The following is a 16,771-nucleotide window of genomic DNA, read 5'->3' on the forward strand; positions in this document are numbered from 1 at the left end:
CGCCCGGCTGGTGCCAGACGACCGGCTCACATTCGCCCATGCCGTTCGCCGGCACAGGCAAGTCCGCTGATGGGGAAGGAGGTTGCACGCCAAACGTGCGAAGCCGGCGCCCTTGGGCACCGGATAAAACTCGTTTCCCCGTCTAGGCTGGAAATTAAGAAGGCCCGATTGCCTTCACCAACTGTCTCGGACGGATGACCGCCGCCGGTTTCCCGCCGGCAATCGGCGCGGGCCTTTACCCGCCAGCCCCGCAAAGTCAAGCCGCGCGCGGCGAGTGGAAGGTTTGGAACACGCTGGAACAGTGTTCTTTGGAAGAAAATCTGCTTCACGATCAAGGGCTTCGGAAATAGGGCTGGGCGGTCTCGTGCTATGGCTTCGGGACGTGCTGTAGGAAAGCAGCGCTGCACCCGGATTGCGTCCGGCCCAACCGTCCCCTTCGTCATTCCCGCGCAGGCGGGAATTCAGCGGCCACGCCCGCACGGCGGGGTCTGTTGCCGCTACTTCGCTCCGCCGGTGACGGCGCACCGCCATTTCGGCCGCCGCGCTCCTCCGCACTGGATTCCCGCTTGCGCGGGAATGACGAGGGAGGGGCGGGAATGGCAGAGCGGCCAGGAATGGCGGGGGGCGGTGAGGCACGCCCCCACACCGCTCGTCCTGAGCCTGTCGAAGGACGCGCGCCTGGGGCGGATGGCTTCCGAGCGGCGGCTGGTGACAGGAGCGCCGCTGTGGTCGCTCCTCGGTTGCAGGGCGGCATAGGGGCTACAGCTTTACCGCGGCATTGCCGCCATCGGCCCAGAGGGCCGAGCCGGTGACAAAGCTTGCCATGTCACTCGCCAGGAACAGGGCTGCCTGAGCAATTTCTTCCGGCCGCGCGATTCGCTTCATAGCGTGAAGGCCGGCTGCCCATTCGCGCTGCGCGGCGTCGCCGGCCATCTCCGTTGCGGTGCCGCCGGGCAGGAGAGCGTTCGCGCGGATACCCGCGCTGGAGTAATCTGCCGTTATGCCACGCACGAGGCCGAGCAACCCAGCCTTGGCGGCGGCATAGGCGCTCATTCCCGGCAATCCCACGCTGTTGCCCACGAAACTGCTCGTGAAGAGCAGTGCTCCGCCGCCGCCCTCAAGCATGGCAGGTATCTGAGCTCTGGCGCCGAGGAAGGCCGCCGTCAGATTCACCGCCAGCACCTCCGACCATAAGCGAGGGGCCATTTCGGCCAGAGGTGCCATGGCCCCGACCAGGCCCGCATTGTTGAAGCCGATGTGTAGGCCGCCAAAGCTGCGGCGTGCGGCGAGGACGGCTTCTTCATGGGTGCGCTCCTCGGCTACGTCTCCCACCACGGCAACTGCTCGGCCACCGCGCTCCCTGATCTCCTCTACCACTGCTTCAAGGCGATCCGGGCGGCGCGCAACCAGCACGACGGCGGCGCCGTGACTGGTGAAGAGCTGCGCCGCCGCTCGTCCGATTCCGGAGCTGGCCCCAGTGATGATGGCCGTCTTGTCTTCGAGTAGCTTCATTCTTCGTCTCCTTGCTGGAGCCAGCGCAGTTAGAGGGGCAAGGCCGCGCGCGCGTCCCGCTTCTTGTCGACAAAACCGGAAGCGCCGTCCGGCGGGGTCGTCGCTGGATTCCCGCCTGCGCGGGAAAGACGAGGGAGGGCGTCCAGCGCCTCCCACCCCCGCTCGTCCTGAGCCTGGCGAAGGACACGCGCCGCCGGGCCGCTCATGATCGCGCCCTTGACCGCACCCTGCGCCAGCCCTATATCCGCGCCAGCCGGAGAGCTTCGAGCAAGGTGTGCCTTACGCGGGGGCGCGCCGATGGAAGGAAGCCCGGCATTCCGTGAGACGCATCAAGCTGCAGCCGGGTGGCCCGAGGGGCGCACCTGTTCCTGCGGCTTTCCCGTGTCTCATGTTCCCTCGCGCCGAGCACAGTTTCCGCCGGCCCGCTTGAGGTCGGCACAGCGAAAGAGGCATATTCCTCCATGGCCACCCAGGCGAAGGCTCCGACCACCAGCAGCGCTGCCGGCACCGGTTCCAAGAAGAAGCGCATCCGCAAGATCTTCGGCGACATCCACGAAGTGGTGCAGATGCCGAACCTGATCGAGGTGCAGCGCGAATCCTACGAGCAGTTCCTGCGTTCCGATCCTTCGATCGGCTATGTCTCGGGCCTCGAAAAGACGCTGCGTTCGGTGTTCCCGATCCGCGATTTCGCCGGCACGGCCGAACTGGACTTCGTGCATTACGAGCTCGAGGATCCGAAATACGACACCACCGAATGCCGCCAGCGCGGCATCACCTATGCGGCGCCGATGAAGGTGACGCTGCGCCTGATCGTGTTCGAAGTGGACCACGAGACCGAAACCCGCTCCGTGCTCGATATCAAGGAGCAGGACGTCTACATGGGCGACATGCCGCTGATGACGGGCAACGGCACCTTCATCATCAACGGTACCGAGCGCGTGATCGTCAGCCAGATGCACCGTTCGCCGGGCGTGCTGTTCGACCATGACCGCGGCAAGACCCATTCCAGCGGCAAGTTCCTCTTTGCCGCCCGCGTGATCCCCTATCGCGGTTCGTGGCTGGATTTCGAATTCGACGCCAAGGACATCGTGAACGTGCGTATCGACCGCAAGCGCAAGCTGCCGGTCACCGCGCTGCTCTATGGTCTCGGCCTCGATAGCGAGGACATTCTCGACTATTTCTACAACAAGGTCGTCTGGAAGCGCGGCCAGGACGGCTGGGAAATTCCCTTCGTCGCCGAGGCATGGCGCGGCCAGAAGCCGGCCTTCCCGCTGGTGAATGCCGAAACGGGCGAGGAAGTGTTCCCCGCCGGGCAGAAGGTTTCGCCCCGCGCCGCCAACAAGGCGGCCAAGGACGGGCTGGCGCGCCTGCTGATCCCGACCGAGGAAATCTTCGGCCATTATTCGGCGCGCGACCTGATCGATGAAAGCACCGGCCGCATCTATATCGAGGCGGGCGACGAGGTTTCGCCTGAAAACCTCGATAAGCTGGATGCCGCTGGCATCGACCAGCTCGATCTGCTGGACGTGGATCACGTCAACACCGGCCCCTGGATCCGCAACACCATGAAGGCGGACAAGGCGGAGAACCGCGACGAGGGCCTGGAAGCCATCTACAAGGTGATGCGCCCGGGCGAGCCGCCGACGAAGGAGACGGCCGAGGCGCTGTTCGAAGGCCTGTTCTTCGACGGCGATCGCTATGACCTGTCGGCCGTGGGCCGCGTGAAGCTCAACATGCGCCTTGGCCTTGATGCCGAGGACACGGTGACGACGCTGCGCAAGGAAGACATCCTGGCCGTGGTGAAGGAGCTGGTCGATCTCAAGGACGGCAAGGGCGAGGTCGATGACATCGACAACCTCGGCAACCGCCGCGTGCGTTCGGTGGGCGAGCTGCTGGAAAACCAGTATCGCGTCGGCCTGCTGCGCATGGAGCGCGCGGTGAAGGAGCGCATGTCGTCGGTCGACGTGTCGACGGTGATGCCGAACGACCTCATCAACGCGAAGCCCGCCGTGGCCGCGGTGCGCGAGTTCTTCGGCTCCAGCCAGCTGTCGCAGTTCATGGACCAGACCAACCCGCTGTCCGAAGTGACGCACAAGCGCCGCGTTTCGGCCCTCGGGCCGGGCGGCCTCACCCGCGAGCGCGCGGGCTTCGAGGTCCGCGACGTCCATCCGACGCATTATGGCCGCATCTGTCCGATTGAAACGCCGGAAGGCCCGAACATCGGCCTGATCAACTCGCTGTCCACCTTCGCGCGGGTGAACAAGTACGGCTTCATCGAAACGCCGTATCGCACCATCACCGAAAACAAGGTGACGGGCGAGGTGAAGTATCTCTCCGCCATGGAAGAGCAGAAGCACACCGTGGCGCAGGCTTCGGCCGAGCTCGACGGCAGCGGCGGCTTCGTGGAAGAGCTCGTCTCGGCGCGCCAGAACGGCGAATTCGTGATGAGCCCGCGTGACCAGATCACGCTGATGGACGTCAGTCCCAAGCAGCTCGTCTCCGTTGCAGCCTCGCTGATCCCGTTCCTGGAAAACGACGACGCCAACCGCGCGCTGATGGGCTCCAACATGCAGCGCCAGGCCGTGCCGCTGGTGAAGGCGGAAGCGCCCTTCGTCGGCACCGGCATGGAAGAGACGGTTGCCCGTGACTCGGGCGCGGCGATCGGTGCGGCGCGCGGCGGCGTGGTCGATCAGGTGGATGCCACCCGCATCGTCATCCGTGCCTCGGGCGAGGTGGATGCCGGCAATCCGGGCGTGGACATCTACAATCTGCAGAAGTTCCAGCGTTCCAACCAGAACACCTGCATCAACCAGCGCCCGCTGGTGAAGGTGGGTGACGTGATCGAGGCCGGCGACATCATTGCCGACGGTCCCTCGACCGACCTGGGCGAGCTGGCGCTGGGCAAGAACAGCCTCGTCGCCTTCATGCCGTGGAACGGCTACAACTATGAGGACTCCATCCTGATCTCCGAGCGGATCGTGAAGGATGACGTCTTCACCTCGATCCATATCGAGGAGTTCGAGGTGATGGCTCGCGACACCAAGCTGGGGCCGGAAGACATCACGCGCGACATTCCCAATGTCGGCGAGGAAGCGCTGCGCAACCTCGACGAGGCGGGCATCGTCTATATCGGCGCGGAAGTGCATCCGGGCGACATCCTGGTGGGCAAGATCACGCCCAAGGGCGAAAGCCCGATGACCCCGGAAGAGAAGCTGCTGCGCGCGATCTTCGGCGAAAAGGCCAGCGACGTGCGCGACACCTCGCTCCGCCTGCCGCCGGGCGTGGCCGGCACGATCGTGGAAGTGCGCGTGTTCAACCGCCACGGCATCGAGATCGACGACCGTACCCGCGCGATCCAGAACGAGGAAATCGAACGCCTCAAGAAGGACAGCGAGGACGAGCGCAACATCCTCAACCGGGCGACCTACAACCGCCTGCGCGAGATGCTGGATGGGCAGACCGCCTCTGCTGCGCCCAAGGGCGTGAAGAAGGGCACCGTCATCACCCAGGATCTGCTGGATGAGGTGGAGCGCCACGAATGGTTCAAGTTCGCCGTCGCCGACGACAACATGCAGGCCCAGCTGGAAGCGGTGAAGGGCCAGTATGACGAGGCGGTGAAGCGCATCAAGGACAAGTTCGAAGACCGCAAGGAGAAGCTCGAGCGGGGCGACGAACTGGCCCCGGGCGTGCTGAAGATGGTCAAGGTGTTCGTGGCGGTGAAGCGCAAGCTGCAGCCGGGCGACAAGATGGCCGGCCGCCACGGCAACAAGGGTGTGATCAGCCGCATCCTGCCGGCGGAGGACATGCCGTTCCTGGAGGACGGCACGCCGGTGGACATCGTGCTGAACCCGCTGGGCGTGCCTTCGCGCATGAACGTCGGCCAGATCTTCGAGACCCATCTGGGCATGGCCGCGCGCGGCCTTGGCCAGCAGGTCACCGCGGCGCTGGAGGAATGGCGCGAAGCCAATCCCGATCCGGAGGCGGCGGCTCCGCCGGCGGCCGTGGTCGAGAAGCTGAAGGACGTCTATGGCGAGCAGTATCATGCCGACATCGAAAGCCGCACCACGGACGAGATCGTCGAGCTTGCCTCCAACCTGAAGAACGGCGTGCCCATGGGCACTCCGGTGTTCGACGGCGCGAAGGAGCAGGACGTCACCGACATGCTGCTCAAGGCCGGCTACAGCAGCTCCGGCCAGGTGACGCTGTATGACGGGCGCACGGGCGAGGCGTTCGACCGCAAGGTGACGGTGGGCTATATCTACATGCTCAAGCTGCACCACCTGGTGGACGACAAGATCCACGCGCGTTCCATCGGCCCCTACAGCCTCGTCACCCAGCAGCCGCTGGGCGGCAAGGCCCAGTTCGGCGGCCAGCGCTTCGGCGAGATGGAGGTGTGGGCGCTGCAGGCTTACGGCGCGGCTTACACGCTGCAGGAAATGCTGACGGTGAAGTCCGACGACGTGGTCGGCCGCACCAAGGTCTACGAGGCGATCGTCAAGGGCGACGACACCTTCGAGGCCGGCATTCCCGAAAGCTTCAACGTGCTCGTCAAGGAAATGCGCTCGCTGGGCCTCAACGTCGAACTCTCCTCGCTCAACGAGGGCGAGGAAGACGACGACGGGCTGCAGATCGCGGCTGAATGACAGAGGTGCGCGGGCGGCCCCACGCCGCCCGCCGCCGCTGCCCGGATTTCCCCCAAGGGATTTGACAAATGAACGAACTGACCAAATTCACGAACCAGCTCGCCAAGCCCGAGACCTTCGACCAGATCCAGATCGGCATCGCGAGCCCGGAGCGTATCCGCAGCTGGTCCTTCGGCGAGATCAAGAAGCCGGAAACCATCAACTACCGCACCTTCAAGCCGGAGCGTGACGGCCTGTTCTGCGCGCGCATCTTCGGCCCCGTGAAGGATTACGAGTGCCTGTGCGGCAAGTACAAGCGCATGAAGTACAAGGGCGTCGTCTGCGAAAAGTGCGGCGTCGAAGTGACGGTGACCAAGGTCCGCCGCGAGCGCATGGGCCATATCGAGCTGGCCGCGCCGGTGGCGCATATCTGGTTCCTCAAGAGCCTGCCCAGCCGCATCGGCCTGCTGCTCGACATGCAGCTGAAGCAGCTTGAGCGCATCCTGTACTTCGAAAGCTACGTCGTCACCGAGCCGGGCCTCACGCCGCTGGAGAAGTACCAGCTGCTGACCGAGGACGAACTGCTCGACGCGCAGGACGAATATGGCGAGGACGCCTTCACCGCCGGCATCGGTGCCGAGGCCGTGAAGCACATGCTGATGGACCTCGACCTCGTGCAGGAGCGTGACGACCTGCTGGAAGAGCTGGCGACCACCAAGTCCGCGCTCAAGCCGAAGAAGATCATCAAGCGGCTGAAGGTCGTGGAAAGCTTCATCGATTCCGGCAACCGCCCGGAATGGATGATCCTGGAAGTCGTGCCCGTGATCCCGCCCGAGCTGCGCCCGCTGGTGCCGCTGGACGGCGGCCGCTTCGCGACCTCGGATCTCAACGATCTCTATCGCCGCGTGATTAACCGCAACAACCGCCTCAAGCGCCTGATGGAGCTGCGCGCGCCCGACATCATCGTGCGCAACGAAAAGCGCATGCTGCAGGAAGCCGTTGACGCGCTGTTCGACAACGGCCGCCGCGGCCGCGTGATCACCGGCGCCAACAAGCGTCCGCTCAAGTCGCTGTCCGACATGCTCAAGGGCAAGCAGGGCCGCTTCCGTCAGAACCTGCTCGGCAAGCGCGTCGACTATTCGGGCCGTTCCGTGATCGTGACCGGTCCGGAGCTCAAGCTGCACCAGTGCGGCCTGCCGAAGAAGATGGCGCTCGAGCTGTTCAAGCCGTTCATCTACGCGCGCCTCGATGCCAAGGGTCTGTCCATGACCCTGAAGCAGGCGAAGAAGTGGGTCGAGAAGGAGCGCAAGGAAGTCTGGGACATCCTCGACGAGGTGATCCGCGAGCATCCGGTGCTGCTGAACCGCGCGCCCACGCTCCACCGCCTTGGCATCCAGGCGTTCGAGCCCGTCCTGATCGAAGGCAAGGCGATCCAGCTCCACCCGCTGGTCTGCTCGGCCTTCAATGCCGACTTCGACGGTGACCAGATGGCCGTGCACGTTCCGCTGAGCCTCGAGGCGCAGCTGGAAGCGCGCGTGCTGATGATGTCCACCAACAACATCCTCAGCCCCGCCAACGGGAAGCCGATCATCGTGCCTTCGCAGGACATGGTGCTGGGCATCTATTACCTCTCCATGGATCGCGATGGCGAGCCGGGCGAGGGCATGGTGCTGGCCGATATCGCCGAAGTGCATCAGGCGCTGCATGTCGGCGCGGTGACGCTGCACACGAAGATCACCAGCCGCGTCCCGCAGACGGACGAGGCCGGCAAGCAGTACATGCGGCGTGTGGAAACCACCCCGGGCCGCATGCTGATCGGCGAGTGCCTGCCGAAGAACCACAAGGTGCCCTACGAGGTCATCAACCGCCTGCTGACCAAGAAGGACATCGGCGAGGTGATCGACGAGGTCTATCGCCACACCGGCCAGAAGGACACGGTGCTGTTCGCCGACGCCATCATGGCGCTGGGCTTCCGCCACGCGTGCCGTGCCGGCATTTCCTTCGGCAAGGACGACATGATCATCCCCGATTCCAAGCAGGGCATGATCGAGGAGACCAAGGCACTGGTTGCCGATTACGAGCAGCAGTACCAGGAAGGCTTCATCACCCAGCAGGAGAAGTACAACAAGGTGATCGACGCGTGGAGCCGTTGCGGTGACCAGGTGGCGAACGCCATGATGGACGAGATCCGCGCGACGCCGAAGGATGACAGCGGCCGCGAGGCACCGATCAACTCGATCTACATGATGAGCCATTCCGGTGCGCGTGGTTCCCCGGCGCAGATGAAGCAGCTGGCCGGCATGCGCGGCCTGATGGCCAAGCCGAGCGGCGAGATCATCGAAACGCCGATCATCTCGAACTTCAAGGAAGGCCTGACCGTCCTTGAATACTTCAACTCCACCCACGGCGCCCGCAAGGGCCTGGCGGACACGGCGCTCAAGACGGCGAACTCGGGGTACCTGACCCGCCGCCTGGTCGACGTGTCGCAGGATTGCGTCATCGTGGAAGAGGACTGCAAGACCGAGAACGCGCTGGAAATGCGTGCGATCATCCAGGGCGGCAGCGTAATCGCCAGCCTGGCTGAGCGCATCCTCGGCCGCACCACGGCCGAAGACCTGGTGAACGCCAAGACGGGCGAAGTGATCGTGAAGGCGGGCACGCTGCTGGACGAACCGATGGTGAAGGCCATCGAGGAAGCCGAAGTGCAGTCCGCCAAGATCCGCAGCCCGCTGGTTTGCGAGGCGGAGCAGGGCGTCTGCGGCAAGTGCTACGGGCGCGATCTGGCCCGCGGTACGCCGGTGAACATCGGCGAGGCTGTGGGCGTGATCGCCGCGCAGTCCATCGGTGAGCCGGGCACGCAGCTGACCATGCGTACCTTCCACATCGGCGGTGCGGCGCAGGTGAACGAAACCAGCCACCTGGAAAGCATCAGCGACGGCAAGGTCGTCTATCGCGACATGCCGCTCATCACCGACAAGCGGGGCCGCCGCCTGTCGCTCGCCCGCAACGGCGAGATGGTGGTGGTCGACGCCCAGGGCCGTGAGCGCGCGATCCATCGCGTGCCTTACGGCACCATGCTGATGTTCGAGGACGGCGCCGCGGTGAAGGAAGGCGATCGCCTGGCCGAGTGGGATCCGTTCACCCTGCCGATCATCACCGAGCAGTCGGGCGTGGTCCGTTACCAGGACCTGGCCGAAGGCAAGACGATGGAAGAGCGGGTGGACGAAGCCACCGGCATCGCCCAGCGCGTCGTGACCGAATATCGCGCCAGCGGTCGTTCGAAGAAGGAGGATCTGCGTCCGCGCCTGACCCTGCTGAACGAAGCCGGCGACGAGACGGAGGCCGCACGCTACATGCTGGCGCCGGGCACCACCCTGTCGGTGGAAGATGGCCAGCAGGTGGAAGCGGGCGACATCCTGGCGCGTGCCTCGCGCGAAGCCGCCAAGACGCGCGACATCACCGGCGGTCTGCCGCGTGTTGCCGAGCTGTTCGAGGCGCGGATTCCGAAGGACAATGCGGTGATCGCCAAGATCAGCGGCCGCATCGAATTCGTCCGCGACTACAAGGCCAAGCGCAAGATCGCGATCATTCCGGAAGAGGGTGATCCCGTCGAGTACCTGATCCCCAAGACCAAGGTGATCGACGTGCAGGAAGGCGACTTCGTGAAGAAGGGCGATACGCTCATCTCGGGAAGCCCCAACCCGCATGACATTCTGGAAGTGCTCGGGGTGGAGGCTCTGGCCGAATACCTCGTGGCGGAAATCCAGGAAGTCTATCGACTGCAGGGCGTGAAGATCAACGACAAGCACATCGAGGTGATCGTTCGCCAGATGCTGCAGAAGGTTGAGATCACCGATGGCGGCGACACCACGCTGCTGCCGGGCGAACAGGTCGATCTGGAAGAGATGAACGAGGTGAACAGCAAGCTTTCCAAGGGCAAGCAGCCTGCGGTGGGCACGCCGATCCTCCTCGGCATCACCAAGGCCAGCCTGCAGACCCGCAGCTTCATCTCCGCCGCGTCCTTCCAGGAAACCACCCGCGTGCTCACGCAGGCGGCCGTGGAAGGCAAGAAGGACACGCTGATCGGTCTCAAGGAGAACGTGATCGTTGGCCGTCTCATCCCCGCCGGCACCGGCGCGGGCATGAACCGGCTGCGCGTCACCGCCACCAGCCGCGATGCGGCGATCCGCGCCCAGTATCGCAAGATGCAGGAAGCGCTGATCGCGCCGAATTCGGCTGCCGAGGAGCATGCGGCCGAACTCCTCCGTGATCCGGCGGACGATCTGGGCGACGACGCGCTGGCTTCGGTGGAGGGCGAGACCCACGGCACCGATGCCGATGCGGGCGATTACCTGATCCAGAGCGACGAGGCTGCGCCCGACGCCACGGACACCACGCCGCTGGAGGACGAGGAGGAATAATTCCCCCTCTCCTGTCGAACGGAAGAAGACCCCGCCGGAGCGATCCGGCGGGGTTTTTCTTTGCGCCGCACAAGCGGCGTTGACCGGCTTCGCAGCCGCACCATCTATCCCTCATCCCACGAAACGGAGTGCCTGCCGATGCCGTCCACCGATGTCCTCTTCCAGCCCTTCACCTCACCCAAGCTGACGCTGCCGAACCGGGTGGTGATGGCGCCGATGACGCGCAACATGGCCCCCGACGGCGTGCCGGGTGCGGCCAATGCGGCCTATTACCAGCGGCGCGCGGAACATGGCGTGGGGTTGATCCTGTCGGAAGGAACGGTGGTGGATCGTCCGGCCTCGCGCAATCTGCCGAACATCCCCTTCTTCCATGGCGATGCCGCGCTGGCCGGCTGGCAGGGCGTGATCGAGGCGGTGCATGCGGCGGGCGGCCGGATGGGGCCGCAGATATGGCACACTGGCGGTGCGCGCACGCCCGAAGGCTATGAGCCCGGCCAGATCGACACGCCTTCGGGCCTCAACGGGCCGGACGATCCGCGCGGGGAGCCGATGAGCGAGGAGGCGATCGCAGATACGGTGGCGGCCTTCGCCAGTTCCGCCGCCGCCGCGAAGGAACTCGGCTTCGATACGCTGGAGCTGCACGGGGCGCATGGCTATCTGATCGACCAGTTCTTCTGGTCCGGCACCAATCGCCGCACGGACCGCTATGGCGGCGCGACGATCGGAGAACGATCGCGCTTTGCCGCGGACGTGGTGGCGGCGGTGCGCGCCGCGGTGGGGCCGGATTTCCCCATCCTCTTGCGCGTCAGCCAGTGGAAGCAGCAGGATTACAATGCCCGGCTGGCCACCTCTCCCGAGGAGATGGAGCACTGGCTGCAGCCGCTGGTGGATGCCGGCGTGGACATTCTCCATTGCTCGCAGCGCCGGTTCTGGGAGCCGGAATTTCCCGAGGTGGACGGGGAGCAGGGCCTCAATTTCGCCGGCTGGGCGAAGAAGATCACCGGCGTGCCGACGATCAGCGTCGGCTCGGTGGGGCTTGATGGCGATTTCATCGGCACCTTCCAGGGCGGCTCGGCACATCATGCCGGGCTCGAAGGGCTGCTGGCGCGCATGGAACGCGGCGAGTTCGACCTGATCGCCGTGGGCCGCGCGCTGCTGAGCGATGCGGAATGGCTGGAGAAGGTGCGCGACGCGCGGCTGGACGAGATCCGCGACTTCGATCCGGCCAAGCTCGGCGTGCTCGACTGAGCGCCCCAGAAGGCGCGCGGGTGGGGCAAGGCTTCACCCGCGCGCGCTTTCTTCTATAGGGCGCGGATGGTCATCACGCGCTTTGCCCCTTCGCCCACCGGCCGGCTCCACGTCGGCAATGTCCGCACGGCGCTGCACAATTGGCTGCTGGCGCGCAAGGCCGGGGGCCGCTTCCTGCTGCGGATCGACGATACCGATGCCGCGCGCAGCGAGGAACGCTTCGTGGACGCGATCCACGAGGATCTCGCCTGGCTCGGCCTCGACTACGATGGGGAGGAACGGCAGTCCGCGCGGCTGGCAGTCTATGAAGATGCCTTCGCACGGCTGCGCGCGGATGGCCGGGTCTATCCCGCCTATGAAACGGCGCAGGAGCTGGACCTGAAGCGCAAGGTGCTGCTCGGCCGTGGCCTGCCGCCGATCTACGATCGCGCGGCGCTACAGCTCACCGAGGCGGAGCGGGCAGCGAAGGAGGCGGAGGGCGTGGCCCCCCACTGGCGCTTCCGCCTCGACCATGACGAGCCGATCGCATGGGAGGACGGCATCCGCGGCGCGCAGCACTTCGATGCGGCGCAGCTCTCCGATCCGGTGGTTCGGCGAGCCGACGGATCGTGGCTCTACATGCTGCCGAGCGCGGTGGACGACATTGCCATGGGGGTGACGGACGTGCTCCGCGGAGAGGACCACGTGTCCAACACTGCCGTGCAATTACAAATGTTTACCGCACTTCATGCTGCACCTCCGCGGTTCGCGCATGAGGCGCTGCTGGTGGGGCGCGAAGGCAAGCTGTCGAAGCGGCTCGGCGCGCTCGGCTGCGATGCTTTGCGCGAGGCGGGGATCGAGCCGGAAGCGCTGCTCGCCCTGCTCGCGCGGCTCGGCACGTCGCAGCCGGTGGAGCCGGTGGCGGAGCGAAGCGCGCTGGTGGCGGGTTTCGATCTCGCCAGCTTCGGCCGCGCCCCGGCGAAGTTCGACGATGCGGAACTGGCCCGGCTCAACACCGCGATCATCCACCAACTGCCCTATGCGCGCGTGGCGGAGCAACTGCCCGAAGGCATGGGCGCCGAGGCTTGGGAGGCGATCCGGCCCAATCTGGAGACCCTGGCCGATGCGGCGGACTGGTGGCGCATCGTCACCGGCCCGGTGGAGGCGCCGGACATGGACGCCGAAACGCGCCACTTCCTCACCCTTGCTGCCGATGCGCTGGAGGATGTGAACTGGGGCGATGATCCCTGGCGCGCGCTCACCGGCGCGCTCAAGGAGAGCACCGGCCGCAAGGGCAAGGCACTGTTCCTGCCGCTGCGCCAGGCGCTGACCGGGCGCGACCATGGCCCGGACATGCACCTGCTGCTGCCGCTGATCGGCCGGCAGCGCGCGCAGGACCGGCTGCGCGCCGCCGCCTGACCCCACCCTCCGCCGCGGGGGAAGGAAGGCCATCTGTGCCAAAAAGGCCACAGCGGATATCCCGCTGCGGAACAGGGCTTGATTTGTGCGCCGCGATAGAATGTAATGATATTACATATGCTGCAGTTTCAGGACGAATCACCAATGAACGCCTTCCGGGTTTCGCTTCTCCTCACCGCCTCGCTTCTCACCGCCTCCCCCGCACTGGCCCAATCCACCCCTGCGCCTTCCTCCCCCGATACGGAGCGGCCGGCGACCACCGCGGATGATTTCCACGGGCCGATCGTGGTGACGGCCGCCGGCCTGCGCCGGCTGGATGTGCTGGCGGGCACCTCCGTGCTCGACGGGACGGAGCTGCTGCGCGATCTCGATTCGCAGCTCGGCGAAACGCTGGCCAAGCTGCCGGGCGTCAGTGCCACCAGCTTCGCGCCTGGCGCATCCCGCCCGATCCTGCGCGGCTTCGGCGGGGAACGGGTGCGCGTGCTGACCGACGGTGTGGGTGCCATCGACGCATCGGGCACCTCGGCCGATCATGCGGTGACGGTGGACCCGCTGATTGCCGAACGGATCGAGATCCTGCGCGGCCCGGCGGCGCTGCTCTATGGCGGGCAGGCGATCGGTGGTGCGGTGAATGTGATCACCAAGCGCATTCCGCCCTCTGTGCCGCAGGAGCCGATCCATGTGGACGCTCTCGCCAGCGTGGACAGCGCCTACAACCGGCGCGAAGGAGGCCTGTCGGTCGATGTGCCCGTGGGCAGCAGCGTGGCCTTCCACGTCGATGGTTCCTACCGCAATACCGATGATGTCGACATTCCGGGCTATGTCGCCTCTCCCTCCCTTCGCGCCGGCCTGCTGGCCGATGCGGCGGAAGAGCAGGAGGAAGGCCATCTGGACGAGGCGGCGGAGCTGCGCGAGACGGCGAACGTCCGCGGCAAGCTGCCGAACAGCTGGACCGAAACCTATACGCTGGGCACGGGCGTCGCCTTCTTCTCCGGCGATAGCAATATCGGCGTCTCCTTCGACTATTACGACACCAACTATGGCGTGCCCGGCCTGCCCGGGATCGGCCATGTGCATGATCACGAGGACGGCGCAGCCGAAGAGGCCGCCGAAGAGGAGGATCATGGCGAGGAGAATGTCTCCATCGGCATGAAGCGCTATCGCGTGGACCTGCGCGGCACGCTGGATCTGGGTGAAGGCTTCTTCGAGAAGGTGCAGACCCGCTGGGGCTACAGCGATTACACCCACACCGAGTTCGAGGGCGCCGAAACCGGCACCATCTTCGACGTCGAAGGCGTGGAAGGCCGGGTCGAGCTCGTTCAGTCGCGGCGTGGCGGCTGGCAAGGCTCGATCGGCGGGCAATATTCGCATGTCGATTTCTCCGCCACGGGCGAGGAAGCCTTCGTGCCGCCGAACAAGACGGACAGCTTCGCCCTGTTCACCGTGCAGGAGGTCGATCTCGATCCGATCGAAGTGGAAGCGGGCGGGCGCTACGAGCGCACCACAGTGGATGTCGCCGCGCTGGGTGAGAATCGCGATTTCGATGCCTTCTCCTTCGCCGCGGGCGCGTCCTATCGCGTGGCGGCCGAAGTGCGGGCGGGCGTGAATCTCTCCCGCGCCGAACGCGCCCCTTCCGCGCAGGAGCTGTTCGCCGACGGGCCGCATGTCGCCACCCAGCAGTATGAAGTGGGCAATGCCGCGCTGGACAAGGAAGGCTCGTGGGGCGTGGAGGGCTATGTGCGCGGCGATCTGGGGCCGGCACGCTTTTCCGCCAGCATCTATCGCAACTGGTTCGACGGCTTCATCTTCCTGTCCGAAACCGGCGACGAGGATGACGGGCTGCCGGTCTACCAGTTCCTGCAGCAGGATGCCGACCAGTGGGGCATCGAGGGCGAGGTGAGCCTGCCGCTGTATGCCAGCGGGGATTTCTCGCTGCAGACCGACCTGCGCGGGGCTTATACGCGGGCGACGCTGGCCGATGGTACGCCGGTGCCGCGCATCCCGCCGTTCAACCTGCTCGGCGCGCTGGAGGCGCAGGCGGGCCATTTCGACCTGCGCGGCGAAGTCGAATGGTATGACCGGCAGGATCGCATTGCCCCGCTGGAAACGCCGACCGACGGCTTCACCTTCGTGAACCTCTCCGTCGCGTGGCATCCGCTGGAAGGCAGCAACAATGTGACGCTGATCGCCCAGGTGGACAATGTGTTCGATACCGAAGGCCGCCGCGCGGCCAGCTTCACCAAGGATTTCGTGCCCCTGGCGGGCCGGAACTTCAAGCTGAGCGCCCGCGCCAGCTTCTGATCGGAACGGAGCCGGGAAGGGGGGCAGTGCGCCCTTCCTTCCCGGCTGCCGCTTACAGGTCCTTGTAGTGGAAGGGGGCGATCACCGGTTCGGGATAGGCCTCGTAGTTGAAGCTCGGCGGCAGGTCGGGCTCCAGCCCGTCCACGCTGCGCAGCAGCTTCACCCCGCCCGCGGCCCAGCCGCCTTCGTATTCGGCGTAGAAATTGATCACCCCGTGGAGCTTGGCGATGCGCCATTTGCCGTCCACGCGGCGATATTCGTTTTCATAGGTCGCCTCGCCCCAGCGGGCCTGCTTGCCCAGCCAGCCGATGGTGATGAAGGTGCGCCAGCGCGCCTTGGCGGTGCCGGCTTCGCTGTCCACATGGATCACCGGCTGCAGCTGCATGTGGTTGAAGATTACGCCATATTCGTAAGGCGGCAGGCGCTTCAGATAGGCGCGCACCCGCTTCTGCCCCACGTAGACGCCACGCCCGGCGATCTCCAGCGTGCCATCCTCCGCGAAGAGATCGGCCGCTTCGTCCCACATCCCCTTGTCCACATAATAGCCATAGGCGCCCTGCAGGTTCACGAGGTCGCGATAATCCTCGGCTTCCAGCGCGCGCTTTTCCAGCGCTTCGGTTCGGGCAGCCAGCGCCGCCAGCTGTTCACGCAGTCGGGTAGTTTCGTCGTCCATGAGCCTCTCCTTTTGGGAGAGATGTGCCTCAAAGCCGGGGCAGCGTCACCCCGCGCTGGCCCATATATTTGCCGGAGCGGTCGGCGTAGCTCGTCTGGCAGGGCTCGTTGCCCTTCAGGAACAGGAACTGGCAGGCGCCTTCATTGGCGTAGATCTTCGCGGGCAGCGGCGTGGTGTTGGAAAATTCCAGCGTCACATGGCCTTCCCACTCGGGTTCCAGCGGGGTGACGTTCACGATGATGCCGCAGCGGGCATAGGTGCTCTTGCCCAGGCAGATCACCAGCACATCGCGCGGGATGCGGAAATATTCCACGGTGCGGGCAAGGGCGAAGCTGTTGGGCGGGATCACGCACACATCGGTCTTGCGATCGACGAAGCTGTTGGCCGCGAAGTCCTTCGGATCGACGATCGCATTGTCGACATTGGTGAAGATCTTGAACTCGTCGGACACCCGCGCGTCATAGCCGTAGGACGACAGGCCATAGGAGATGCAGCCTTCGCTCTGCTGCCGCTCCACGAAGGGTTCGATCATGCCCGAATGGCGGGCTTCGTCGCGGATCCACCGGTCGCTGAGAATCGTCATGCGCGATCGATTC

General features: G+C 65.5%; 8 protein-coding genes. 5 read left to right on the top strand and 3 right to left on the bottom strand.

Annotated elements, in window-relative coordinates:
- Positions 1 to 759: 759 nt before the first annotated feature.
- Positions 760 to 1,512, bottom strand: a complete 753-nt coding sequence (locus tag AEB_RS04520) for an SDR family oxidoreductase (protein ID WP_119082120.1) — start codon at positions 1,510 to 1,512, stop codon at positions 760 to 762.
- 461 nt (positions 1,513 to 1,973) lie between these two features.
- Between AEB_RS04520 and rpoB the strand changes: the two genes are divergently transcribed.
- The 5 genes from rpoB to AEB_RS04545 all read left to right on the top strand — a co-directional run bounded on the left by rpoB (position 1,974) and on the right by AEB_RS04545 (position 15,502).
- Positions 1,974 to 6,155: a DNA-directed RNA polymerase subunit beta gene (rpoB, locus tag AEB_RS04525; RefSeq protein ID WP_119082121.1), complete on the top strand. Its 4,182-nt coding sequence runs from the start codon at positions 1,974 to 1,976 to the stop codon at positions 6,153 to 6,155.
- Between the two features lie 68 nt (positions 6,156 to 6,223).
- Positions 6,224 to 10,555 carry a DNA-directed RNA polymerase subunit beta' gene (gene rpoC / locus AEB_RS04530; protein WP_119082122.1) on the top strand — a complete coding sequence of 1,444 codons (4,332 nt, stop codon included), beginning with the start codon at positions 6,224 to 6,226 and terminating at the stop codon, positions 10,553 to 10,555.
- 138 nt (positions 10,556 to 10,693) lie between these two features.
- Complete coding sequence (locus tag AEB_RS04535; protein WP_119084452.1) at positions 10,694 to 11,803, top strand: NADH:flavin oxidoreductase; 1,110 nt, start codon at positions 10,694 to 10,696, stop codon at positions 11,801 to 11,803.
- Between the two features lie 66 nt (positions 11,804 to 11,869).
- Positions 11,870 to 13,201 carry a glutamate--tRNA ligase gene (gltX, locus tag AEB_RS04540; protein WP_119082123.1) on the top strand — a complete coding sequence of 444 codons (1,332 nt, stop codon included), beginning with the start codon at positions 11,870 to 11,872 and terminating at the stop codon, positions 13,199 to 13,201.
- A 144-nt stretch (positions 13,202 to 13,345) separates the two neighbouring features.
- Positions 13,346 to 15,502 carry a TonB-dependent receptor gene (locus AEB_RS04545; RefSeq protein ID WP_231958904.1) on the top strand — a complete coding sequence of 719 codons (2,157 nt, stop codon included), beginning with the start codon at positions 13,346 to 13,348 and terminating at the stop codon, positions 15,500 to 15,502.
- A gap of 52 nt (positions 15,503 to 15,554) precedes the next feature.
- Here the strand turns inward: AEB_RS04545 and AEB_RS04550 are convergent, their stop codons facing one another.
- Positions 15,555 to 16,175, bottom strand: a complete 621-nt coding sequence (locus AEB_RS04550) for a nuclear transport factor 2 family protein (RefSeq protein WP_119082125.1) — start codon at positions 16,173 to 16,175, stop codon at positions 15,555 to 15,557.
- A gap of 28 nt (positions 16,176 to 16,203) precedes the next feature.
- Positions 16,204 to 16,758: a dCTP deaminase gene (gene dcd / locus AEB_RS04555; RefSeq protein ID WP_119082126.1), complete on the bottom strand. Its 555-nt coding sequence runs from the start codon at positions 16,756 to 16,758 to the stop codon at positions 16,204 to 16,206.
- Between the last annotated feature and the right edge of the window lie 13 nt (positions 16,759 to 16,771).

This window comes from Altererythrobacter sp. B11 (genome assembly GCF_003569745.1).
Classification (GTDB): Bacteria; Pseudomonadota; Alphaproteobacteria; order Sphingomonadales; family Sphingomonadaceae; genus Croceibacterium_C.